At 64.8% G+C, this 22,662-nt stretch carries 14 protein-coding genes; 10 read left to right on the top strand and 4 right to left on the bottom strand.

Annotated elements, in window-relative coordinates:
• Positions 1-31: 31 nt before the first annotated feature.
• Complete coding sequence (locus ABFD92_01695; protein ID MEN6503228.1) at positions 32-2,020, bottom strand: right-handed parallel beta-helix repeat-containing protein; 1,989 nt, start codon at positions 2,018-2,020, stop codon at positions 32-34.
• A gap of 182 nt (positions 2,021-2,202) precedes the next feature.
• Between ABFD92_01695 and ABFD92_01690 the strand changes: the two genes are divergently transcribed.
• Positions 2,203-4,956, top strand: a complete 2,754-nt coding sequence (locus tag ABFD92_01690; GenBank protein ID MEN6503227.1) for a PQQ-binding-like beta-propeller repeat protein — start codon at positions 2,203-2,205, stop codon at positions 4,954-4,956.
• A 276-nt stretch (positions 4,957-5,232) separates the two neighbouring features.
• Here ABFD92_01690 and ABFD92_01685 read toward each other — a convergent pair whose 3' ends face one another.
• Positions 5,233-7,215, bottom strand: coding sequence for a right-handed parallel beta-helix repeat-containing protein (locus ABFD92_01685; protein MEN6503226.1), 1,983 nt, complete (start codon positions 7,213-7,215; stop codon positions 5,233-5,235).
• A 239-nt stretch (positions 7,216-7,454) separates the two neighbouring features.
• Between ABFD92_01685 and ABFD92_01680 the strand changes: the two genes are divergently transcribed.
• Both ABFD92_01680 and ABFD92_01675 read left to right on the top strand, forming a co-directional pair.
• The gene (locus ABFD92_01680) at positions 7,455-9,431 is read left to right on the top strand and encodes a beta-galactosidase (GenBank protein ID MEN6503225.1); all 1,977 of its coding nucleotides are present in this window, start codon (positions 7,455-7,457) and stop codon (positions 9,429-9,431) included.
• Positions 9,432-9,459: 28 nt separating this feature from the next.
• Positions 9,460-9,840: a hypothetical protein gene (locus ABFD92_01675; protein ID MEN6503224.1), complete on the top strand. Its 381-nt coding sequence runs from the start codon at positions 9,460-9,462 to the stop codon at positions 9,838-9,840.
• Positions 9,841-9,901: 61 nt separating this feature from the next.
• On the opposite strand, the gene ABFD92_01670 is transcribed toward ABFD92_01675, so the two are convergent.
• Positions 9,902-11,272 carry an alpha-L-fucosidase gene (locus ABFD92_01670; protein MEN6503223.1) on the bottom strand — a complete coding sequence of 457 codons (1,371 nt, stop codon included), beginning with the start codon at positions 11,270-11,272 and terminating at the stop codon, positions 9,902-9,904.
• Positions 11,273-11,380: 108 nt separating this feature from the next.
• Here ABFD92_01670 and ABFD92_01665 point away from each other — a divergent pair, with 108 nt between their 5' ends.
• From ABFD92_01665 to ABFD92_01655, 3 genes are all read left to right on the top strand, one after another.
• The gene (locus ABFD92_01665) at positions 11,381-12,718 is read left to right on the top strand and encodes a cyclic nucleotide-binding domain-containing protein (GenBank protein MEN6503222.1); all 1,338 of its coding nucleotides are present in this window, start codon (positions 11,381-11,383) and stop codon (positions 12,716-12,718) included.
• Positions 12,715-15,894, top strand: coding sequence for a glycoside hydrolase family 38 C-terminal domain-containing protein (locus tag ABFD92_01660; GenBank protein ID MEN6503221.1), 3,180 nt, complete (start codon positions 12,715-12,717; stop codon positions 15,892-15,894). Before ABFD92_01665 ends, ABFD92_01660 begins: the two co-directional genes overlap by 4 nt.
• A gap of 147 nt (positions 15,895-16,041) precedes the next feature.
• Positions 16,042-17,517, top strand: a complete 1,476-nt coding sequence (locus ABFD92_01655) for a metallophosphoesterase family protein (protein MEN6503220.1) — start codon at positions 16,042-16,044, stop codon at positions 17,515-17,517.
• Between the two features lie 202 nt (positions 17,518-17,719).
• Here the strand turns inward: ABFD92_01655 and ABFD92_01650 are convergent, their stop codons facing one another.
• A complete protein-coding gene (locus tag ABFD92_01650; GenBank protein ID MEN6503219.1) occupies positions 17,720-18,454 on the bottom strand; it encodes a PEP-CTERM sorting domain-containing protein in 735 nt (244 codons plus the stop codon).
• A gap of 510 nt (positions 18,455-18,964) precedes the next feature.
• On the opposite strand from ABFD92_01650, the gene ABFD92_01645 reads away from it, so the two are divergent.
• The 4 genes from ABFD92_01645 (at position 18,965) to ABFD92_01630 (ending at position 22,505) form a co-directional block, all read left to right on the top strand.
• Positions 18,965-19,807 carry a helix-turn-helix transcriptional regulator gene (locus ABFD92_01645; protein MEN6503218.1) on the top strand — a complete coding sequence of 281 codons (843 nt, stop codon included), beginning with the start codon at positions 18,965-18,967 and terminating at the stop codon, positions 19,805-19,807.
• A gap of 135 nt (positions 19,808-19,942) precedes the next feature.
• A complete protein-coding gene (locus ABFD92_01640; GenBank protein MEN6503217.1) occupies positions 19,943-20,845 on the top strand; it encodes an AraC family transcriptional regulator in 903 nt (300 codons plus the stop codon).
• Positions 20,845-21,747: an alpha/beta hydrolase-fold protein gene (locus ABFD92_01635; GenBank protein ID MEN6503216.1), complete on the top strand. Its 903-nt coding sequence runs from the start codon at positions 20,845-20,847 to the stop codon at positions 21,745-21,747. The genes ABFD92_01640 and ABFD92_01635 overlap by 1 nt, the downstream gene beginning before the upstream one ends.
• 89 nt (positions 21,748-21,836) lie before the next feature.
• Entirely contained in the window at positions 21,837-22,505 is a 669-nt protein-coding gene (locus ABFD92_01630) for a metallophosphoesterase family protein (GenBank protein ID MEN6503215.1), read from the top strand.
• Positions 22,506-22,662: the final 157 nt, after the last annotated feature.

The raw sequence follows: 22,662 nt of genomic DNA, 5'->3' as shown, positions 1-22,662 counted from the left end.
AGCTATGCCCGGCAAGAGCTCGGCCGCTGATTCACCCCACGCGCGGCTCTTTTCCAGTCTGCGGGCCGATTTTTTCCACCGGGATGCGCTTGAAGCCTTTGATCTTCCAGGCCGGGCTGTCGTCGCGCAGGGCGACGTTGCCGCCGGCTTGATCGACGAAGCACGGATCCGCGTTCTCGATGTTGTCCTTGACCTGGGCGAAGGCCTTGAGCGTGCCGGTGCCGCCGCTGTTCTCGGTGTGGATGAACTTCTTGTTGTCCCATCCGAGGTTGCGCGAGAACACGCAGCCCTCGGGGTAGCGCCAGCGGCCTTTCTGGATTTCTTCCCACGAGTCGGGGATTCGCGCCAGCTTGGGGTAGGCGCTCGCCCACGGCTCGGTCTTATGATTGATGCCATTGCCCTTCATCCACCGCAGCAGGTTCCAGTGGCTGTTGGTCTCGTCGATGATCCGCTCGAGGCCGCGGCTGTCGGCGCCGAACGCCTCGCCGCAGCGGACGAAGATGTTGTTGGTGATGATGTTGTCGCGCCCGCCGCCCATCAGCAGGCCGAAGCCCACCACGTCGGAGACGATATTGCCATGCACCGTGTTGCCGCTGTTGCAGTCGTCGAGATAAATCGCCATGATCCCGTACTCGCCGCCGGGGATGCGCCCCTTCAGGTCGTGCAGGTAGTTGTAGCGGATCAGGTTGCCCCGCTGGTCCCAGCCCAGGCCGATGTAGATCGCCCCGCCGTTGCTGGCGTACTGCCCCACGTGATGAATGTGGTTGTACTCGACGCGGTGGTCGTTGCCGCCGAACAGCACCGCCGCGTGCGGGCCTTCGCTGAACTCGTTGTGCGCGACGGTATGCCCGACGCCCTCGAACGCCACGGCAGGCGTGTACGTCTTGCACCAGCGCCCGAAGTGGTGCATGCGGCAGTGGGTCACGAAGTTGTCGCCGCGGATGAGCTTGGGCCGGTCGCCGCCGTGCAGCGAAATGCCCGCGTTACCGCACCAGGCGACTTCGCACTCGGTCAGCCCGCAGCCGCGGCCGTGGATCGACCCGCCCTCGATGCCGGCGTTCTTGATCGTGCAGCGGGTGAAGACCACGTCGTCGCCCTTTTGCACCCTGACCAGGTTCGCCCGGCCGACCTCGAAGGTCAGGTCCTCAAATCGCAGGTGCGCCGCGCCCTCGACGCGCAGCAGTTCCTCCTTCAGCACCGAAACGACAACATCCGCCTTGCGCGGGTCAGCAGGCGGCCAGAAGTACAGCAGGCCGCTCTTGCGGTCGAGGTACCACTCGCCGGGGGCGTCGATCTCTTCGAGCAGGTTGACGGCGTAAAACGGGCGGCCTTTCTTCATCTCCTGCTCGCGGGCGACGGTGATCGTGCGCTTCTTTGCATCGAGGCCAGCCACCGGCACGTACAGGTCGGCCCAGATGTAGTCCCAGTTGCCGTGCAGCCAGAGGTCTTCGGCCTTGGACCACAGCGCCATGCGGCGGCCTCGGGTCTTGAAGGTGGTTTTGGACTCGACGCCGGAGATCCGCAGGTAGCCGTCGTTGGGATAGCGCGCGAGCTGCATGGGCAGGCCGTTGAAGAACAGCTCCAGGTGCGCCGCCTTGCAGCCGCCGCCGAAGCCCCGCACTGCTAACTCGCCGAAGTCCGTAATGCCGCACTTGCGCAGGTCGATCTGCACGACCTTGCGGCGGGCGGCCTTGCTGATGATGCGCGAGAGAATCGCCTTGCTGGTAACCGGCTTGAACATGTCGCCGGGCAGCTTTCGCCCGCCGACGAATCGCGCCTGCTCGCCGGGGTACGACCGCCACGTGATGGGCGATTTGGCGCTGCCGCCGTCGCGGCGGTCGAGCGTGAAGCTTTTGTTGAGCTCATAGATGCCCCCGCGCAGATACACCACCGCACCAGCGCGGTTCTTCTTCCTGCGCAGGGCGTCGCGGGCGGCCTCGGGCGTGCGGAAAGGTTCGGCTTCGCTGCCGCAGTTGCGGTCGCTGCCCGTCGGCGAGACATAGAGATTCAGGGGGGACATATCTGCTCCAGCAAATTCGAAATACGAAAAGACAAATCCGAAACAAACGACAAAACAATTAAACAACAAAGAACAGGAACAGTAACGCAGATAGTCCGCGCCCAAACCTCCGCGGTCGCTGCCATGTCGTCTGTGGTTCAATACCTGTATAATCGCTGGGGGGCTTTTCGAAAGGACTGGAGATGGTTCAGAAGTTCTTGCCCGCGGTGCTGGTCGCTCTGCTTGTAAACGCCCTGCCTCTGCAGGCTGAGGATTGGCCCACGTACATGCACGATGCCGCCCGAACGGGCGAATCGACCGACAAGCTTCCCGGGCCCCTTGCCCTGCAGTGGGTGTACACCGCCGCGATGCCCCCCGCGCCGGCCTGGCCGGACCCGGCCAAGGATGACGTCTTTCATTCCAAGAAGAACCTCGCCCCCGACTGTCCGTACGACCGCGCGTTCCAGGTGGTCTCCGCCGGCGGGCGCGTGTTCTTCGGCTCATCGGCCGACGACAACGTCCGCTGCCTCGACGCCGCCACCGGCAAAGAGTTGTGGGCGTTCGCCACGGAAGGCCCCGTGCGCCTGGCGCCGACGGTCGTTGGCGACAAGGTGCTCTTCGCCAGCGACGACGGCTGCGCGTACGCACTCAAGGCCGCCGATGGAACGCTGATCTGGAAGCTCCGCGCGACCGACCAGGACCGGCGCATCGCCGGCAACGGGCGCATCATCAGTCTCTGGCCGGTGCGCACCAGCGTGCTCGTCAGCGGCAACGTGGCGTATTTCTGCGCGGGGCTCTTTCCCAACCAGGGCGGCGGCGTTTATGTGGTGACGGCGGACATCGCCAGCGGCAAGAAGCTCTCCTCGAAGTCCGTCGCGGTGGCGGCCCAGGGATATCTGCGCCTGCAGGGGACGCAGGTGTTCGCCCCGGCGGGTCGCACGGCCGGCGGCGCGGTCGACACGGTCGCCACGCCGGCGGCCGGTTCGATCCTCAAGCACGAGCCCTGTGCGGCGGCATATCCGTACTGCTTCATCGGCACCGACGAAATCCGCATCGCCGGCGGCGACGGCGAGGTGGCGGCCTTCAAGGCAAAGAACAAGATCTGGACGCTCAAGGTCGAGGGCAAAGCCTGGTCGCTGGCGGTGGCTGGCGGCAAGCTCCTGGTCAGCACCGATGCAGGCAAGATCTACTGCTTCGCCCCCGGCAGCGGCGCGGGCACGGTAGTCCAGGCCGCGGCGCCCAAGGCTGCCGCGTCTGACGAGAAGTTCGCCGCCCTCGCCAAGGACGCCCTGGCCAAGGCCCAGACCGACAAAGGCTACGCGCTGGTGATCGGCGGGCCGGCCGAACTGGCGTGCGAAGTCGCGCGACAGTCGAAGATGCAGGTGGTGATGACCGCCGCCGATGCCCCGGCCGCCGCCGCGGCGAGAAAGGTTGTGGACGCCCGCGGCATGAGCGGCCGCGTGAGCGTGCATGAGGCCAAGGCCGACGCGCTGCCCTACAGCGACTACCTTTTCAATCTCGTGCTCAACGCGCCGGCGGCTTTCCAGGCCGAGGCGCAGCGCGTCACCCGCCCCTGCGGCGGCGTGACGGTGACCGAGGCGGGCAAAGCCGTCATTCGCGGCCCGCTGGAAGGCGCGGGCCAATGGACGCACTGCTACGCCGACGCGGGCAACAGCACCTGCAGCGGCGAGACGCTGGTCGGGGCGGGCATGACGGTCCAGTGGTTTGGCCTGCCGGGTCCGCGGACGATGGCCGACCGGCACAACCGCGCCGCCGCCCCGCTGTATCGCGACGGACGGCTGTTCGTCAGCGGCTACGACTACCTGGCCTGCGTCGACTCGTACAACGGCGCGATGCTCTGGGAACACGCCCTGCCCAATTCCGTGCGCCTGGACACCAGCAAAGCCTGCGGCAATATGGCCGTGGCGGAAGACCTGCTCTATATCGCCGCCGGCGGGGCGTGTGAGGCCTACGACGTGCGGACGGGCCAGAAAAAGTTGACCGTCAACGCCGACATCGGCGGCAAGGCCTGCGAGTGGGGCTATGTGGCCACCGTGGGCGACGCCCTCTTTGGCAGCCTGTGCCGCCCCGGGGCGCATCGGCGCGAGATCGGCCAGAGCACCTGGCAGTTTTCGTATAACCCGCTCTCGCCCATGGTCTGCAGCGAGAACGTCTTCGCCGTCGATCGCCATAGCGGCACGCGCCTGTGGACCTACCGCCCGCAGGAGGGCATGATCGTCAACTCGACCATCGCCGTGGCGGATGGGCGGATGTACTTCATCGAGAGCACGAATCCCAAGTCGCGCGAAGACGCGGCCGGCCGCGTGCCCCTGCCCGTGCTGATGAGCGGCGGGGGCGTGTTGGTGGCGCTGGATGTGCGCGACGGCAAGGTGGTCTACCGCCAGAAGGCCGACCTCGAAGCCGCCCAGCACATGCTGTTCCTCAGCGTCGCCGGGGGCGTGGTCGTCACCACCGACTCGCGCACCGTCGCCGGCGGCAAGCGCGGGATGCTGAAGTACGACCTGCAGGCCTTCGACGCCGCCAGCGGCAATCGGCTGTGGAAGATGGAGCACACCGGCCCGGGCGCCAAGGCCGCCGACGGCAGCCACGGCGAAAACGCTTACCGCGCGGTCATCGTCGGCGAGCGGCTGTTCATCCCCGCGGTGCAGTACGAGCTCAAGACGGGCAAGGCCGTGCCCAACTGGCAGTGGGGGCGCAACGGCGGCGGCTGCGGAGCGGTTTCCGCTTCGGCCAAGCAGGTGTTCAATCGCGGCGGGTACCCGCAGATGACGGACCTCTCGACGCCGGCCAGCGAGCACCTGACCACGGCGACGCGCCCGGGCTGCTGGATCAACATCATCCCCGCCGGCGGCATGGTGCTGATGCCCGAGGCGTCCAGCGGTTGCACGTGTCCTTACCCCGTGCAGGGATCAGTAGGAATGATTCCCAAGCGGTAGTCCGAGAAGAGAAAACCGACGACGAGGACGACGACGAGGACGAGAACGAGCGGGTGCCGTGGCGGGAGGCCTTCAGGCCGACAGCCACGACGGGCCGGAAGATCAGGGATCGTGGCTGTTGGCCCTTCGGGCCTGCCCGCCACGGCACCCTTCACTACTCCCGCGGCGGGTGGCATGGCGACACCAGTTTTACCGGGGTCGCCATGAGGCACGGGGCGCGTCCACAGCCGTCCATGGCGACCCGCGTGAAACAGAAACGCGTGTCGCCATGCCACCCTATTCGCGTGCCAATCGCTTGGGAAACTTGTCGGTCAATCCGGCGCTGCGCACGTCGACGGACTTGATCCCCAGCTTCAGCGCCGGCGAATCGTCCTGCAGGCGGTAGTCCCGCTTTGACACGTCGACGAACTTCGGATCGGCCACCACGCTGTGCTTGTCGTACGCCTGCGTCCACGTGCCGGGGAAGGGGCCGCGGTACGACGTCCGCCCCGCGATGCGCAGCTTGCCGGAGATGTTGAAGTACAGGTTGTAATCGCACTCGGTGATGCGGTCTTTGTCCCAGTCGTCGAACTGAAACAGCGGGCCGTCCGGCTGGTCGAACCAGATGATGTTGCGGCGGTACGTGTGGAAGCCGACCTCGCCCGAACTCTTGGAGCGGATGGCCGAGCCCGTGCGGCCGGCGACGAAAATATTGTTCTCGATCGTGTTGTGGATGCCCTTGGCGTAGATCTGCTGAATGTGCCCCGACCCGTTGACGGCGTAGACGACGTTGTTGGTGACGGTGAAATAGTTCGACGAATCGTCGAGATAGATCCCGCAGATCAGCAGCACGTGCCCCGTGCCAACGTCGTGGATCAGGTTGTGATCATAGACGTTGTCCTTGCCCGGCCCCCAGCTCTCCATCGCGCCGCAGTCTTCGCTGTCGAGGCAGACGTGGTGAATGTGGTTGTACGCCAGCACGTTGTTGCGGGCGTGCAGCAATTCAAACCGCCGGGCCTTGGTCTGGTCGCTCTCGTTCATCGACCGCAGCGCCAGGCCCTTGATGCTCGCGCCGTAGCGCGGGCTGTCGTGGATGTGGTTGTGTACGACGCGGTTGTGCCCGCTCTGGAAGATCTGCACGCCGGCCGACGTATGCACCACGCGACCGACGTGATGGATGTGGCAGTTCTCCACCACGTGATGGCTGCTGATGTCCGGCCCTTTCCAATTGGCCCCGCGCAGATGCACGCCGCGGTCGCCGGTGAAGGCGATCTCGCTGTCGGCGATGGTGATGCGGCGATTGGCCTGCCAGACCGAAACGCCCTGGCCCCAGCAGTTGGCGATGCGGCAGGCGCGGATCGAGCAGTCCTGGGCGTTGGTGATGAAGACCGCCTCGCCGGCGGCCACGCTCAGGTCCAGGTTGCGCAGGTGGACGTTGCGCACGGGCGCATCGTCGCGCCCGCGTATGCTGAGGACGTTCTCTGCCGTGACGACGGCGTAAGCGTTCTCTGCCGCCTCGCCCCGGCCCGGCCAGACGTAGAACTTGCCCGCGGCGACGTCGATCACGCACTCGCCGCTCTTGTCGAGCAGGCCCAGCAGGTTCATGAGGTAGAAGCGGTTGTTGGCCGCGACCGGCCCGCCCATGCCGCTGGTGCGCACGAAGCCGACGCTGCGGGTCTTGGGGTCCAGCGCGGTGATCTGCCAGACGTGATTGAACCATCCCTGCCCCGGCCAGACATTCACCCAGCCGCTGGAAACATCCTGCCCGGCCATGGCGCCAAAGAGGTCACCCTTGTAGATGAAGGCTTTTTCGCCCGAAGCCGCCTGCGTGCGGTGGTAGCCGTCGTTGGGGTCGCGAGCGAGCGTGAGCCACTGGTTGTTCTCGGTGGCGACTTTCGGCTGCGCGCCTTGCGGCAGGTCGCCGATCCAGATCTTGTCCTTGTACGGTTTGAGGTTCGTGACCGGCCCGCCGCCGAGGAGCACCGGCGCGTGGGCTTCGTCGGCACCGGCGTAGGTGACGCTGAAGGCCTCGCTGCCGCTGTCGGCGGATTCCAGCGCCAGCCCCTGCGGCAGGTAGTACACGCCCGGCGCAATCAGGACGGTGATGTTCTCCTTAAGCCCGGCCGCGATGAGTTTCCGCACCGCATCGCGAGCGGCCGTCGGCGTGGCGAGGGGTTTATCCTTCGTGCCGGCGTTGGCGTCGTTGCCGGCGGGGCTGACGCAAATCTCCGCCGCGCCCGCCCCGGCGGCCAATACAAGATTTAAAGCCAATGATATCATTGCAGTTTTCATAGGCTTTGAAACCCCCCGCGCCCGCGAACGTTCCTTATGGAGTGCGGCAGCCTTAGCTGCCGCTTTGGCTGTTTCTGGGATGCTCGCGCCCGCAACAACATCGAAAGCGGCGGCTGCTGCCGCCGCACTCCACATGCGGCGCGGCCGAGGTTAGAGGCAATGAGCAATTGGAAATTGGAAATTGGCGATGCCCCTTGTATGCTCTTGGCCTTGCTAAGGAGACGACCATGTACATCGGCGCCGACTATTACCCCGAGCACTGGGACAAGAAACGCTGGCCAATCGATGCGGGCCTGATGAAGAAGGCCGGCTTCAACGTTACGCGCCTGGCGGAGTTCGCCTGGGTGATGATGGAGCCCGAGGAAGGGCGCTACGACTTCGCCTGGCTCGACGAGTCGCTGGAGGTGCTGGGCAAGAACGGCGTCTCGGCGATCCTCTGCACGCCCACGGCCATCGTGCCGGCGTGGATGAAGGAAAAGTATCCCGAGGTGATGGCCCAGGGCGGGCCCGGGGCGGCCCGCGTCGAGTGGGGCGTCCGCAAGGACCAGTGCTATTCCAGCGGCACGTTCCGCCTGATGTCGCAGCGCATCACGCGTGCGATGGCCGAGCATTACGCCGCACACCCCAACGTCATCGGCTGGCAGACCGACAACGAGTTCGGCGGCACGGTCTGCTGGTGCCATTCGTGCCGGCGCGACTTCCAGGACTTCCTGCGCAGCCGCTACGGCACCATCGACGCCTTCAACAAGGCGATGGGCAAGCACTTCTGGGGCCACTACGTCAAGACGTGGGAAGAGATCGAGCTGCCCGCCGCCGACGGGTCGCACAACCCCAGCCTGGGCCTGGAATGGAAGCGGTTCTACACCTGGCAGAACGTGCGCTTCCAGCGCGACCAGGTGCAGATCCTGCGCGAGGTTTGCCCCAAGCACTTCATCACGCACAACCTCATGGGCTACGGCTACGGCGGGCTGAACTACTTCCAGCTCAGCGAAGACCTCGACCACGTCAGTTGGGACAGCTATCCGCTGTTCTACGGCGGCGGGATGGCTGACGGGCCCGCCCTGGCGGCCGACCTCATGCGCGGCTGCAAGAAGAAGAACTTCTGGATCATGGAGACCAGTTCCGGCCCGCACGGCTGGGGCACGTACGGGCGCGCCCCGCGCCCCGGCGAGATGCAGACCTGGGCGTTCCAGCAGTTTGCCCATGGCTGCGAGGGGTACATCTGGTTCCGCTGGCGGGCGTGCACAGCCGGGCGCGAGCAGTACTGGCACGGCATTCTCGGCCATGACGGCAAGCCGCTGCGGCGATACCGCGAGACGGCCGCCATCGCCCGCGAGCTGCGCAAGATCGAGAAGCACCTGGCCGGCACGACCGTCAAGCCCAAGGTCGCCTTCATCTACAGCTACGACAGCCGCTGGGCCGTCGACATGCAGCCGGGTTTCAGCGGCAACAGCTACATGGCCGCCGTCAAGCGGTACTACAACGCGCTGCTTGCGGCCGGCGTCAATGCCGACATCATCCAACCTGGCGACGACCTGACGCCCTACAAGCTGGTCTTCGCGCCGGACTGGTACGTCATGCCCGACGCGGCGGCCAAGCAGGTCGACGCGTTCGTCAAAGCCGGCGGCGTGTTCTGCTGCGACATCCGAACCGGCGTCAAGGACGAGACGAGCCTCTGCCACGCGCGCACGCTGCCGGGCCTGCTCAGCGCCGCGCTGGGCATCGAGATCGAAGAGTACGAAAGCACGCTTCCCGAAGGGTATGCGATGACCGGCACGGACGACCTCCTGGCCGGGGCCTTCACTGCCACGCAAGGCGCCGACTGGGTGACCGCCAAGGGCGCCGAGACGTTGGTGGGCTATGAGCCGTGGCACATGAAGAAGTTTGCGGCCGTCACTCGCAACGTTTACGGCAAGGGCATCGGCTGGTACTGCGGCACGGTGGTGAAAGAGCCCGAGTTCTACGTGAAGTTAATCGCCGCTCTGCTGGCTGACGCAAAGATCCGCCCGGTCGTCACCCCGCCGCCGGGCGTGGAAGCCTCCATCCGCGAAGGCGCCGGCAAGAAGCTGCTGTTCCTGATGAACTACACCGAAGAGTCCAAGATCGTCTTCGTGCCCGCCGGCAAAAAAGAACTGCTGACCGGAGCGATGACGAAAAAGTCCATCGAACTGCCAAGATTCGGCGTGGCGGTAGTGAAGCTGTAGCGGGCTTAGATAAGCAGAGCAGCGGAGAATGGAAAAAGCACTACCACATTGTCAATTCGTGGAGCCGCGAGGTATCCCGGATTGCATCCGTGAGATAACCTCCGGCAACGAGAAAGAAATCTACTTTGTTGTCTCAAATGATTTTTATGATGCAAAGAACTACGACTTGAGTGAGCGAATATACCCGGAATATGAGGCTGCATTCCAATCGTTGAGTCGCCAGGTTAGTTCTGCTGTCGGGGCAGAACCGCAAGCATTTGAGGTTGGTGCAGACGATTTCCCCGAATGGGCCATCGGAATTAAGATTGCGGTTTGGAAAGAAAGAAACCTCTATCTGAGAGTGGAACACGAGGATCGCGAGCTGCCAATAATCGTCGCGCTCGCCTCCATTCCATCAGACGAAACCTGAAACCGCGGAGATTCGAGGAGACGGTGTGTAGCTTCTCCCGGTATCGCGAGCCTCTGCTCCCTCAGCTTCCTCTGTGGCTCTTATCCAGCGCCGCGCGGATCTGGCGGAAGCGGCGGATGTCGGCAGGGCCTAGCTTGCCGTCCTGGTAGATTTCGAGGTTGAGCGAGACGACGGCCTTGCGGCTGCGGACTTCTTGGAGCCACTTGATCAACTGCTCGGTGGTGTACTGGCACTTGCTGATGGGCGTGTTGGGTTTGTGATGGCCCCAGCTTTGGTGGATCAATGTGGTCAGGTGCGCCTGCAGGCCTTTTTGCGGGCCGGCGATGAAGCGGCCGTCGCCGCCGACGGGCAGATTGCCGCCGCCGGAGATCAAGTCGCTGGTCAGCCACGACTCCCAACTCGACGTGTCGGTGTACCACGTCACCTTCGGCGCCAGCCACGCGTTCCAGAGCACCACGCGCTGCGGGTTGCCCGCGCGGGCGGCGATCAGCAGGTCTTTCCACGGCGGGGCGGCGTGGTAGTAACTGTGCATCCCGTCGTCAAACCACCAGCCCGCCAGCAGCTCTCCGTACCGCCGCCCGGCGTCTTCGATCACCCTCTTCCACGTGCGGAAGAACGTCTCGCGCCCGGCCGTATCGAACCCCACGCGGTTCCACCAGGGCTTATCGTCGTGGCCGGGATGATAGTACAGCCCCAGGCGCACGCCGCGGTCGGTCAGGGCCTGGGCGAGTTCGCCGATCAGGTCGCGTTTGCACGTGCGGCCGCGGAGGATCGCGTCGATCGCCGAGTTAGGCCCGGGCCAGTGATAGATCGCATGCGTGGTGCAGACGTAGACCCAGCCGGCGCCCATCGAGGCGACGGTGTCGGCAAACTTCTTGACCGGGAAGTCGTTGACGGCCTGGCGATAGGGCTTGCTTGGCCCGCGGCGCGGGTACGTGCCGCCGACCCAGTGGAACATGAGGCCGTACGTCTTGTCGACCATCCAGGATGTGTCGGCCCGCAGCGACATCGCATCGGTCTCGATGCGCCGCGCCACGCCGGGGCGCACCAGTTCCAGCGAGATGAACTTCAGCGGCTGTGTTTCGCCGGTCGATCGCAGCGAGATCGTGCTGCGCCCGGCGGGCAGGGCGACCTCGCCGGCGCTGATGCGGTCCCAGTACGGCCCGAGGCGCACGGGGAACGTCTTGCCGGCGGCCGTCACTTCAACCGTCGGGCGCTGCGGTCCGCCCTCGGCGAGCACGTCAATGGCGTAGCGGCCGGCGCGGGGGACGTTGATCGTCCAGTCGAAGCCCTGATCGGGTCCGGTCCAGCCCTGCCAGAACCCGCGGGAGCCCGGGCTCGTCCAGGCCGAGGCGACCGGCCCGACGACGCGGGCGAAATAGCCTGTCAAGATCGTGCGATCGTCGGGATTGATGCGTATGGTCTTGGTCATCGTCAGTCCTCTGTGGCGTCGCCGTAAAGTATCGTCGACCATGATCTATAACGCCGCAGGAAATCTGGGGTATCGGCAAAGACGGTTCTTTCGCGCATAATGTCGTGCATGAGCGACCTGCAGCAAGAGAAGAACTCCCCCATAGCGCTGGGCACGGTGTGGAATCTCATCCTCGTGGCCGCGGTGTGGGCGTCTTCGTTGAGCCTCTCGTACGAGATCGTTCTGGGCACAGGGGCCCCCAGTGCGATGTACTGGTTTTTCACCGCCCTGTTCTGCCTGGACCTGGTCGGGGATCTTCTCTGGCGCCGCGCCCCGGCGATGGCTGCCGGCGGCAAGGTCCCCGACATGAAGGCCTATCTGCGGGGCTGGTTTGCCGTGGATGTGATTGCGGCGGTTCCGCTGCTTGCGCTGGCCGGCGACGGACTGGTCGCCGGCGGCATGCGGGCGGCGGCCATCCTTGGGGCGCTGCGCCTGCTGAAGCTTCTCAAGGTTCGCCGGGCCCTGGGCGGTGTTTCCGGTTCGCTGTACGTCAACCCCGCGATCATGCGACTGACGGTCTTCGCTTTCTGGTTCACGCTGATATGCCACTTCATGGCGCTGGGATGGATTCTGATCGGTGCGGCCGAGAGTGGTCGCGGGCCCGTCGACACGTACATTCGCTCGCTCTATTGGTGCCTGACGACGGTGGCGACGATCGGTTACGGCGACTACGTGCCCGATCGCAACAGCAACGTGCAGATTATCTATACGATGGTCGTGCAGGTGCTCGGGGTGGGCATGTACGGGTACATCATCGGCAGCATTTCGGGCCTGATCGCCAACCTCGACGTGGCCAAGGCGAAGTTCCTCAAGAAGGTGGAGGCGGTCGACGACTACATGCGGGTACACCGCATTCCGCCGACGCTGCGGCAGCGCGTGAAGGATTATTACGCCTACCTGTGGCAGACGCGGCGCGGCGGCGGATCGTCCGACGCGCTGGCCGAACTGCCCCACACGCTCCAGCAGGACATCTCCCTGTTCATCAACCGCCAGATCCTGCACAAGGCCGCCCTCTTCCGCGGCGCCGACGAGTTGTTCGTCCGCGAAGTCGTCGGCATGCTCAAGCCCATGATCTTCCTGCCCGGCGACTACATCATCCGCCAGGGCGCCCACTCCGATTGCATGTACTTCATGGACGAGGGCGAGGTCGAAGTGCTCGTCGGCGCCGATCGCGTGGCCGTGCTCGGGGCGGGTTCGCCCTTTGGCGAATCGGCTCTGGTTCAGGAGGCCAATCGCAACGCCAGCGTCCGCGCCTTGACGTACTGTCATGTCTATCAGCTCTCAAAGAGAGACTTCAGCGACCTGTGCCTCAAGCATCCGGAATTCGACGCACAGATCCGCCAGGTCGCTCAGTCGCGATCACGGCCGAAGACCGACAGCCAGGACATCCAGGAGCCATCGCAATGATCGATCAGCAGCGCCAGGGGTTGTATCTGCAGAAGATTCGCCAGTTCATCGCCCGCCTGGGCGGGGCGATGCTGTCCGACAGCGTGCCGCTGGAGGCGACGTTCGCCCACAGCGTTGAGCCGGTGGCGTTTGCCGACCGGTTGGCTTTGACCTATGCGCCCATCAGCGAAGGACAGAACTGGGGCAAGACGTGGGAGAGCGCGTGGTTCCATCTCAAAGGCACGATCCCGGGCTCCTGGGCGGGCAAGTGCGTGGTGGCGCAGATCGAGTTCAACAGCGAGGCGCTGGTGTTCTCGGCCGACGGCGTGCCGGTGCAAGGACTGACCAACGGCAGCGTGCTGGCGCCGCTGGGCGATGACAGTGCGCGGACGCTGCTGGTGCTGTGTGAGCCTGCTGCACCTGAACGATCAGGGACACGCACAACGGAGCGGTGCGTGGCACGCCAAGTGCGGGCAGCGCCTGGTGACGAGGTCGAGTTGTGGGTCGAGGCCGCGGCCAATGCGCTGTTCGGGATCCACACCCAGGCCGACCCGCCGCGCGACAGCCCCAAGCGCCACGGTACGTATCAGGGCGCGGTCAACCGCATGCGGCTGTGCGTGTTCGAGCCGGAGCTCTGGCGGTTGTGGCTGGACATGGACCTGCTGCTGAGCGTGCTCCAGGCGCAGGACGAGGGCAGCACGCGGCGGCTGCGGATCTTGCGAGGGCTCAGCGAAGCGGTGGACCTGTACGCCGCCGACGCGGGCAACGCCGCCGCCTGTCGCGAGCACCTGCGGACGCTGCTGGAGCAGCCCGCGTGCGCCTCGACGGTCACTGCCGTGGCGGTCGGGCATGCGCATATCGACATCGCGTGGTTGTGGCCGCGGCGCGAGAGCACGCGCAAGGCCGCCCGCACGTTCTCCAGCCAACTGGACCTGATCGAGCGGTATGGCGAATATGTCTTCGGCGCCTCACAGGCGTACCTGTACGCGACGATGAAGCAGACTTACCCGGCGCTGTACGAGAAGATCAAAGCCGCCGTTGCGGCCGGGCGCTGGGAGGCGCAGGGGGCGATGTGGGTCGAGGCCGACTGCAACATCATCTCCGGCGAGTCGATGGTGCGCCAGGTGCTGCATGGCAAGAACTTCTTCCGCGATGAACTGGGCATCGACGTGCGGAATCTGTGGATCCCCGACGTGTTCGGCTATTCGGCGTCGATGCCGCAGATCATGAAGCGAGCGGGCGTGGACTACTTCCTGACGCAGAAGATGTCCTGGAGCCAGTTCAACAAGTTCCCGCACACGACGTTCCGCTGGCGCGGGATCGACGGCAGCGAACTGCTGACGCACTTTCCGCCGGAGAACACGTACAACTCGACGCTGCGCCCCGAGAGCATGGCCGCGGCTGAGAAGAACTTCCGCGAGCGCGACGTGCTGGATGAGATGATGGTGCTGTTCGGATTCGGCGACGGCGGCGGGGGCCCCAAGGCCGAGCACCTCGAGCGCGGGCGGCGACAGGCGGACCTCGAAGGCGCGCCGCGCGTGAAGTTCGGCACGGCGCAGGGGTTCTTCGATCGTCTTGAAAAGCATCGCTCGGCCCTGCCGGTCTGGTCGGGCGAGCTGTACCTCGAATTGCACCGCGGCACGCTGACCACGCAAGGCCGCACCAAGCGCGGCAATCGCAAGCTCGAGCTGGCGCTGCGCGAGGCGGAGTATCTCTGCTCGTGCGCGGTCAGGGACATGGCGGCTGTGAAACGGCCGCCATGGCACCCCGCGCCGTATCCGCGCGAGGCGCTGGATGGCCTGTGGAAGACGCTGCTGGTGAACCAGTTCCACGACATCATTCCCGGCTCGAGCATCCACAAGGTGTACGAGCAGACCGAGGGCGAGCACGCGGCCGCGCTGGCGCAGTGCCAGACCATCACCTCGCACGCGGCGGCTGCGATGTTCGAGAAGGATGAATCAGCCATCACGCTGGTCAACACGCTTAACGTGCCGCTGAAGCAGAGCGTGGTCTTGCCGGCCGGGTGGGATGGTTTGACCGATGCGGACGGCCGCAGTGCGGCGGTGCAGCAGGAATCGGACGGCACAGTTGTCGCGGCGGTGGAGTTGGCGCCGCAAGGGATCGTCACGTTGACCAAGGCCAAAGGGGACGCTGCGCCGTGCCGCCCGCAGGGGCTGGTGCTTGAGAATGAACTGGTGCGTTATGAGTTGTCGGCCGAGGGGCAGGTCGTGGCCGCGTACGACAAGGCCGCCCGTCGCGAGATTCTGGTCGCCGGCGGGCGGGGCAACGTGCTGACGTTGTACGAAGACCGGCCCAACGCCTGGGACGCCTGGGACATCGACATCTTCTACGAGCAGCAGGTTCTCGAGACGGCGCGAGCGGTGGCTCTTGAGTCGCTGGGGGCAGGGCCCGTGCGCCAGGGGCTTCGCCTCGTGCTGGCGGTGGGCAGCTCGCGCATCGAACAGAGCGTGTATCTTGCTGCCGGCAGCAAGCGGCTGGATTTCGTCACGGTCGTCGACTGGCAGGAGCGTCACCGCATGCTGCGGACGGCCTTTGCCGTCAACGTCCAGGCCGAGTCGGCGGCGTTCGAGATCCAGTACGGATATGTGCGGCGCAACACGCATCGCAATGTCAGTTGGGACATGGCCCGCTTCGAGGTCGCCGCCCAGCGCTGGGTTGACCTGTCCGACAACCAGTACGGCGTGGCGCTGCTCAACGACTGCAAGTACGGCCACAAGGTGCATGAGAACGTGCTGGACCTCAACCTGCTGCGCAGCCCCACGCACCCCGACCCCGACGCCGACCAGGGCCGCCACGAGTGTACCTACAGCCTCCTGCCGCACGAGGGGGCGCTGATCGACTCGGACGTGATGGACCAGGCCGCGGCGCTCAACCAGCCGCCGCTGGTGCTGCCGGGCAAGCGTGCGGCCGCCATCCGCCCGCCGGCGTACGTAGGCGGCAAGGGCGTGAGTCTGGCCGTGCTCAAGAAAGCGGAAAAGGAAGACTGCCTCGTGCTGCGCCTGGTGGAAACTCGCGGCTGTCGCACCGAGGCGACGGTGCAACTGACCGACGCAGGCGCCCGCCTGGTCGAGTGCGACCTGATGGAATGGAACGACCTGGCCGACCTGGGCGGTCCGACGGTGTGCGTCCCCCTGGCGCCGTTCGAGATACGCACGTTCACGATTATCAAGAAGTGACGATCTTTGCCGCTTGCGGCTTGGCAGTTTCTCTGCTCACCGAACAACTGCTACGCCGCAAGCGGCAGATAGGGTTTTTCGCGAACTGCGATTTTGGTATCGTAGGTTGCGACAAGATTCCCCCGCACGCGAAAGGAAGACTCCGTCATGATCATGCACAAGCCCCTGTCGTGGTTTATCTGCTCTGTTATCACTGTCGTCATGCTGGCTGCCGCCGCGCAGGGTCAGTCGGGGGATGCCAAGAACGTCCTGACCGGCGCTGCCTGGACGACGGCCGCCGGCGAGGCGGGCACCGTGACGGCCAAGGCGGTGTTCACCGTGGCGGACCTCTCTGCCGTGGGCGGCCTGGCGGTGGCGCCGGGGGCAGGGCAGAAGACCTGCACGATCAACGGAAAGCTTGTCGAGGGGCCCATCGCCAAGATCTCGTACGCGGCCATTCCCCTCGATCCGGCCAAGTACCTCGTCAAGGGCGAGAACGTGATCGTGGTGACGGCCGCGGGCGACGCCAAGACCGACGCGGCCAAGATCGCAGCGCGCGTGGAACTGCTGGCGCCCGAGGCGATGGCGATCCGCACCGGTCCGGCGCTGGGGGCGATCAGCCCCGACTCGTTCACGGTGATCTGCCGCACGACGCTGTCGGCCGTTGTCACCGTGACGGCCAAGAGCGACGCGGGCAAGGAGACGACCGCCTCGAGCCAGCGCGGGTTCTATCACCGCCTGCAGATTCCGCTGGCGGCCGGGACCAAGAGCTTCACGTATACCGCCGTGGCGACGTCGGGCAAGGCGTCCGCGTCGGCTGGTCCGTTCACCGTGACCGTTCCGGCCAGCGACGGGCAGAGCTTCCGCTTTGCCGCCACCGGCGACTGCCGTACGCACGTGGAGCGTTGGGCGGCCGTGGCGGGTGCGATCGCCAAGTCCAAGCCCGACCTGATGCTCTTCAGCGGCGACATGGTCACCAGCGGCGGCAGCGATGAGATCTGGGACCGCGAGTTTTTCGCTCCGGCCAAGAACCTCATGACGTTCGTGCCGACGTACCCGGTGATCGGCAACCACGAGAACAACTGCCCGGCGTATCCGGAATTGTTCTACACCCCCGGCGGCGACGGGCGGGCCAAGAACTGGCACCAGCAGATCGGACAGACGCTGCTGATCGGCATCGACGGCACGCAGGCCTGGACGGCGGACAACGACAATACCAAGTGGCTCGAGGGCGTGCTGAAGGACTCCAAGGCCAAGTTTATCTTCCTGATGTCGCACTACCCCGGATGGACAAGCGGGTCGCACGCCAAGTACCCGGAAGTGCCCATGCTGGCCAGCCGCAACGTCATCCTGCCGCTGCTGGCCAAGTACAAAGCCACCGCCATGATCGTCGGGCACGACCACAACTACGAGCGCAGCGAACTGCCCGCTGACAAGGGCATCACCTCGATCACCAGCGGGGCCGCCGGCGCGCCGCTGCGCGGGCAGGCGAGGAATCCGGAGAAATACAACCCGTACTCCAAAAAGTTCTACGCCAGCCTGTGCTACTGCATCTTTGAGGTGACGGCCGACAAGTGCGAGATGAAAACCTACGACCTCAACGGCAACGTGATCGACGAGCGCACGTTCGAGCCGCGAAAATAAAGGCTGCGCCGCGAATGGGTGGGTGCCGTGGCCCGCAGGCCCGCAGGCCCGGAGAGCCACGCTCCCTGAACTCCAAGGTTTACAAAATGCCACACCGGCGTCGGGGATCGTGGCGGGCGCCTTGCAGCCGGTCGCCACGGCACCCAGCGATGCGGCTATGGGGCTGGGCCCAGAGCCCCCAAAAGGCATCGCTGCCGGTCCGTCACCTGCGACGGCGGATCACCGCCGCCAGGGAGCCGATGGCCAGCAGGCTCATGGTCGCCGGCTCGGGGATGTCGCCGACGGCGCCTTGGAGGAACTGGATCTCGGCGATGGCGACGCTGTTTTCGCTGTAGTCGTTGGACCCGAAGCGGCTGTTGATCGCGAAGATCACATACCGGGCGTCGAAGTCGGTCACGTCGAGGGAGTCGCTCATGAGGGAGGGCGCCCCGTTCGTTGGCGCGGGGTTCAGGTCCACATTCATCAGGGTGGTCCACGTCCCGTCCAGCGCGAGGTACGCTCCGGCGGTCGGAAGAGTCGCGCCATCGCCGGCGTAGTAGATGTCCACGTTCTTGGCGCCGAGGTTGAAGCCCGCGGGGTGGCTGGCCGGATCGCCGAAGTTCCAGACGTTGATCGTGCCGATGGTCTGGACTTCCTGCATGTCCACCATCAACCAAATTCGTCCCGGTGAGAACGTATTGATCCACTGGTTGCCCTCATTGATCTGAGTGAACCAGACCGGACCCCAGTTGTCATAGATCCCCGGGTCGTGATACAGGCCGTTGAGCCCATCGCCGTTGATGGCCTTAATGCCCGTATTGGAGGGCCATCCGGATGTGACTCCTTCGCGGGTCGTCCACCCCGCGGAGCTGAGGATGTCGCCGACTGCCGCCTGTGCGACGCCGGCCAGAGTCATGATAAGCCCCAGTGCCAGAACTGCTGTAATGGTGCGTTTCACGTGATTCTCCTGTGCGTAAAAGTTGGTTTGCCGATTCTCCTGAGGCATCCCTGCCTTCCTATGCTCCGTTGTGAACCTTCCTCTAAGGTTCCCGCAACGCGACTTGCGATGATCTCCTTTCTTCGGCCGCGGCCGAATCCCAGATTCGTCAAGGCGGCTTTGGCGGCGCGCCAGGACTGCTCCGTGCAGATGCTGGATAGACGCTGCCCCCTCTGTTGGGCAGCGTAATCTTCCTGAAGACTGACCGGAACGAACTCAGATCAAAAAAAGGCGTCAAGCCGTCCCAGTTTCTCCCCGGGGCCGCTTGAACGAGACAAAAGATACGCCAAACGGCCAAAAAGTGGAATGGTTGAAACTGACGAGTTCATGTCTGAAAATGATATTAGCACGATCCGCGGCTTGATGTCGGTGCCACTCTGGCCGCGCCTAGACGGATTGTTCTTTCAGTATGGAGAACAAGAGCTTATTATCGCCACGCGCGTTGCGGTTGCGAACGGACTGCGAGGTAACATGTCCAAGAATGATGTAAGCGGACCGGGGCCGGACTGCCTGGTACCGGGCGAGTCGACTCGCGTCGTCTCCGTGCATAGTTCCCAATTGCCCATCATGAAGAACCGCTGGGGCATCTACTGGTTAGCCCTGGCAGACTACAGCAGCGACTTTGCCGACATCTCCGCCACGACGTGTTATGACATCCTGGCGACCTTCGGCGGCCAGGGGCAGCGCTGGATCGACGGACAATGGCGGACGATGAAGACCAATGACGTCTTTCTGGGCCGCCCCGGACAGGCCGCCGGTCAGCGCGGCCGGCCGAATCATCGCTGGCACCAGGCTATCGTGCTGTACTATCCTGAGCACCGGGCGGCGTTTCTGTCGCAGGTTCCGGCGGCGGGAATTGTTCACGCCGAGGCTGAACCGCTACGGTCGGCCATCCAGGGTCTGCACCGCGAGTTTGTCGGCCCCGCCAGCGGCGACGTGATGGATGCCTGGTTGACGCTGATCGACGCGCAGGCGCGGCGCCTGATCGGCGACCCCGGTCCGCCGCTGCGCCTGACGGGTCTGTGGCAGCAGGTCGAGGCCGACCTGGCACGGGCGTGGACGATGGCCGACCTGGCGGGGCTGGCTAACATGTCCGAACACCACCTGTGGTTGCTTTGCCGCCAGGAAGCCCTCACCAGTCCCATGCACTACGTGACGAGGCTGCGAATGAACCGGGCGGTTGGACTGCTCGACGGCGATCACACCATCGACCACGTCGCTCGCATGGTCGGGTACGAAGACGCGTTCGCGTTCTCCAAGGCCTTCAAGCGCCATCGGGGGATGAGCCCGGCGCACTATCGCAGCACTAAGTAATCGGGATCGGTAAACGGTCCGGGCTGCTCCGACTGATTACGGGTTACAGATTACGCGCTACTGGTATCTTTCGCAGGGCGACGATATAATCGCGGATCACGGCAAGAAACATCCCCTCTAATCACGGCAAAAATCATGGCTAAGACAACAAAGAAGCCGATGGAGTTCAGTTGGCTCGAAGGGCACTATGTCGGGCGCGGCGCCAGTGATCGGGCGATCCACTGCTCGGAACTGGTGCATCTGCAGCGTCCGGCGATCACCTTTGTCGGCCAGCACGTCTGGACCCCCGACTGCTGGTCGTACGCCCGCAGCCATCCCTGCGCGCAGGTGATCGTCACCTTCGGCGGTCGCGGGCGCTTCTACATCGACGGGCAGTGGCAGGTGGCCGAGAAGAACACCGTCTTCGTCTGCCGCCCCGGATGTGAAGTGGCCGTCCGCGGGCTCAAGGGATACCGCTGGCAGCTCTGCGCGGTGATGTATTCCCAGGGCGCCGACGAGAACATGCTCGAAAGCATGCCCACCCCCACGCTGTATCCCGCCGACGTGACCGGGCTGCACATGGCCGTCGAGAACCTCTTCCGCGAGTTGTCGGTGAGGGCGGACACCAGCGTGCTGGAGCACATGGTCGCCCTGATCGACGCCGAAAGCCGCTGCCTGATCCACAGCCCGCCCAAGCCTCGCCGGCTGGGCGAACTCTGGGCCGCCATCGAGGCCGACGTCGGTCAGCCCTGGACCGTCGAGCGGATGGCGGAATTCATCAACGTCTCCGAGCGCCACCTGGGGCGGTTGTGCCACGAAGAGACCGGCACGTATCCCCAGGCGTACCTGGCCTATCTGCGGATGCGCCGCGCGGCCAATCTGCTGATGGCCCGCGACCATTCCGTCGAGACCGTCGCCAAGCTGGTCGGCTACGATTCGCCGTTTGCCTTCAGCAACGCCTTCAAGGAACGACACGGGCTGAGCCCGACGGCCTTTCGCAAGACCCGCCAGGATTGCACGCAGATCGTGCGGCTCAGGCAGGCCGAGGAGGTAAGCTGATGGCCGGCGCGCGGCGAGCCTTCTGGAGTGCGACTCTATGGAGTGCGGCAGCCTTAGCTGCCGCTTTGGGAGTTTCTCGATTCCCAACAACTTCCAAAGCGGCATCTGAGGCTGCCGCACTCCAAAGTGACGCCTCCCGCGTCGTCACGATCCACAGCGACTCGTTCAAGAAGGACTTTTCGGCTACAGTGGTCTTGCCGTCAGAATATGCCAAGAGCGCCAAGGCGTACGGCCTTATCGTGCTGCTGCACGGCGTCGGGGGCGATCACACCGACTGGCCCAAGATGCTCCCGCTGGCGCCGCTGGCGGACAAGTATCAGCGAATCATCATCGCCGCCACGGCCGGAGCCAATTCGTGGTGGGTCGACTATGGCGGGACGAACTTTGCCGAGACGTTCGTGACCGGGGAGCTCATTGCCTCGCTGAAAAAGCAGGGCTATCGCATCAGCGACGGCGGGCACTGGATCAGCGGCAACTCGATGGGCGGGTGGGGCGCTCTGCGGATCGGGCTGGGGCATCCGGAACTGTTCTCGGCTGTCGGCGGGCTCAGCGCCTGCATCACGCCGGCGCGATGGAGAGGCAAGATCGACCGCACGTGGGGGCTGACGGCGGCGATGGGTCCGGCCGGCGGTCGCCCGGCGCTGTTTGCGCAGCAGCAGATCGCGGAACTGGCCAAGCGCAAGGGCCTGGTGCTCTCGCTGCTGTGCGGGCAGCAGGACGGCCTGTTCGAAAAAGAAAACAACGCCGCCCACGCCGCCCTGGAGGCCGCGTCGGTGCCGCACCAGTGGCAGGTGCTTGCGGGTAAACACAACGCCCAGTTCTGGGCGGAAAACCTGCCCAGGCAGTTGGAGTACTTCCAAAGCAAGACAGGCGACACAGAAACGCAGAGAAAACAGAGATAGAGAAAGACGACAGGACACACAGAGAAAGCCCTCGCTCCTTCCACCCCACCTTCCGTTTTCTCTGTGTCTTTGTGTCGCAAACACGAGCCATGAAGATCCTCCTGATCGCCGACATCCACGCCAACTACCACGCCCTCCGGGCCGTCCTCGACGCCTTTGCCGACGTGGACGAAACCTGGTTTCTGGGCGACGTGATTTCGTACGGCTGGCAGCCCAGCCAGTGTCTTGAGCTGGTTCGGCGGCGCTGCAGCAAGATCATCCGCGGCAACCACGATCTGCAGTGTTACGGCGGGTCGATCACAGCCGGCGAACAGGCATATCTGGCGGCCCTGCCGGCGCAGATGGAAATCGCGCTCAACGGCACGCGGTATCTGCTCACGCACGACGTTCCGGGGCAGAAGGCATATTTCACCGCCGCGACGGCCCAGGCGGTGTTTGATACGCTGCTGGCGTCGATCGAACAGGACGTGGTCTTGTGCGGCCACTCGCATACGGCTATGCTCGTCGAGTCGGGCGGCAAGACGCTGGTGAATGTCGGGACGGTCGGTCAGCCGCGCGACGGCGATCCGCGAGCGCAGTGCATGCTGATGCAGGACGGCCGCTTCAGCTTCCACCGCGTGGCGTACGACCTGGACGCGATGGAGGCCGACTACCGCCGCCTGGCCCCGCCGGGCGACGAGATTGAAAGTTGGATCCGCTGGGCCCGCCAGGGCATGGTAGACGTTCACGGCCTGCAGCGTGGGCCGTTCAGCGAGTGATGAGTGGTGTGTGATTAAGAGGATTGGAAAGAAAAGAAGACGGGGAGTGCGGGATTACGCGGATTAAAAGGATTAAGAGGATTAAGAGCTTAGAGACAGGGAAACGGGCGACCGAAGCAGATGAATCGTCCTCGTCGTCGTCCTCGTCCTCGTCGTC

The sequence above is a fragment of the Planctomycetaceae bacterium genome, assembly GCA_039680605.1.
Classification (GTDB): Bacteria; Planctomycetota; Phycisphaerae; order SM23-33; family SM23-33; genus JAJFUU01.
This window is presented reverse-complemented; position numbering and strand designations above follow the sequence as displayed.

Coding starts and splice junctions, on each gene's coding strand:
- ABFD92_01665 (MEN6503222.1), top strand. CDS start 11,381: ATGAGCGACCTGCAGCAAGAGAAGAACTCCCCCATAGCGCTGGGCACG.
- ABFD92_01675 (MEN6503224.1), top strand. CDS start 9,460: ATGGAAAAAGCACTACCACATTGTCAATTCGTGGAGCCGCGAGGTATC.
- ABFD92_01630 (MEN6503215.1), top strand. CDS start 21,837: ATGAAGATCCTCCTGATCGCCGACATCCACGCCAACTACCACGCCCTC.
- ABFD92_01690 (MEN6503227.1), top strand. CDS start 2,203: ATGGTTCAGAAGTTCTTGCCCGCGGTGCTGGTCGCTCTGCTTGTAAAC.
- ABFD92_01655 (MEN6503220.1), top strand. CDS start 16,042: ATGATCATGCACAAGCCCCTGTCGTGGTTTATCTGCTCTGTTATCACT.
- ABFD92_01695 (MEN6503228.1), bottom strand. CDS start 2,020: ATGTCCCCCCTGAATCTCTATGTCTCGCCGACGGGCAGCGACCGCAAC.
- ABFD92_01670 (MEN6503223.1), bottom strand. CDS start 11,272: ATGACCAAGACCATACGCATCAATCCCGACGATCGCACGATCTTGACA.
- ABFD92_01660 (MEN6503221.1), top strand. CDS start 12,715: ATGATCGATCAGCAGCGCCAGGGGTTGTATCTGCAGAAGATTCGCCAG.
- ABFD92_01635 (MEN6503216.1), top strand. CDS start 20,845: ATGGCCGGCGCGCGGCGAGCCTTCTGGAGTGCGACTCTATGGAGTGCG.
- ABFD92_01645 (MEN6503218.1), top strand. CDS start 18,965: ATGTCCAAGAATGATGTAAGCGGACCGGGGCCGGACTGCCTGGTACCG.
- ABFD92_01685 (MEN6503226.1), bottom strand. CDS start 7,215: ATGATATCATTGGCTTTAAATCTTGTATTGGCCGCCGGGGCGGGCGCG.
- ABFD92_01680 (MEN6503225.1), top strand. CDS start 7,455: ATGTACATCGGCGCCGACTATTACCCCGAGCACTGGGACAAGAAACGC.
- ABFD92_01640 (MEN6503217.1), top strand. CDS start 19,943: ATGGCTAAGACAACAAAGAAGCCGATGGAGTTCAGTTGGCTCGAAGGG.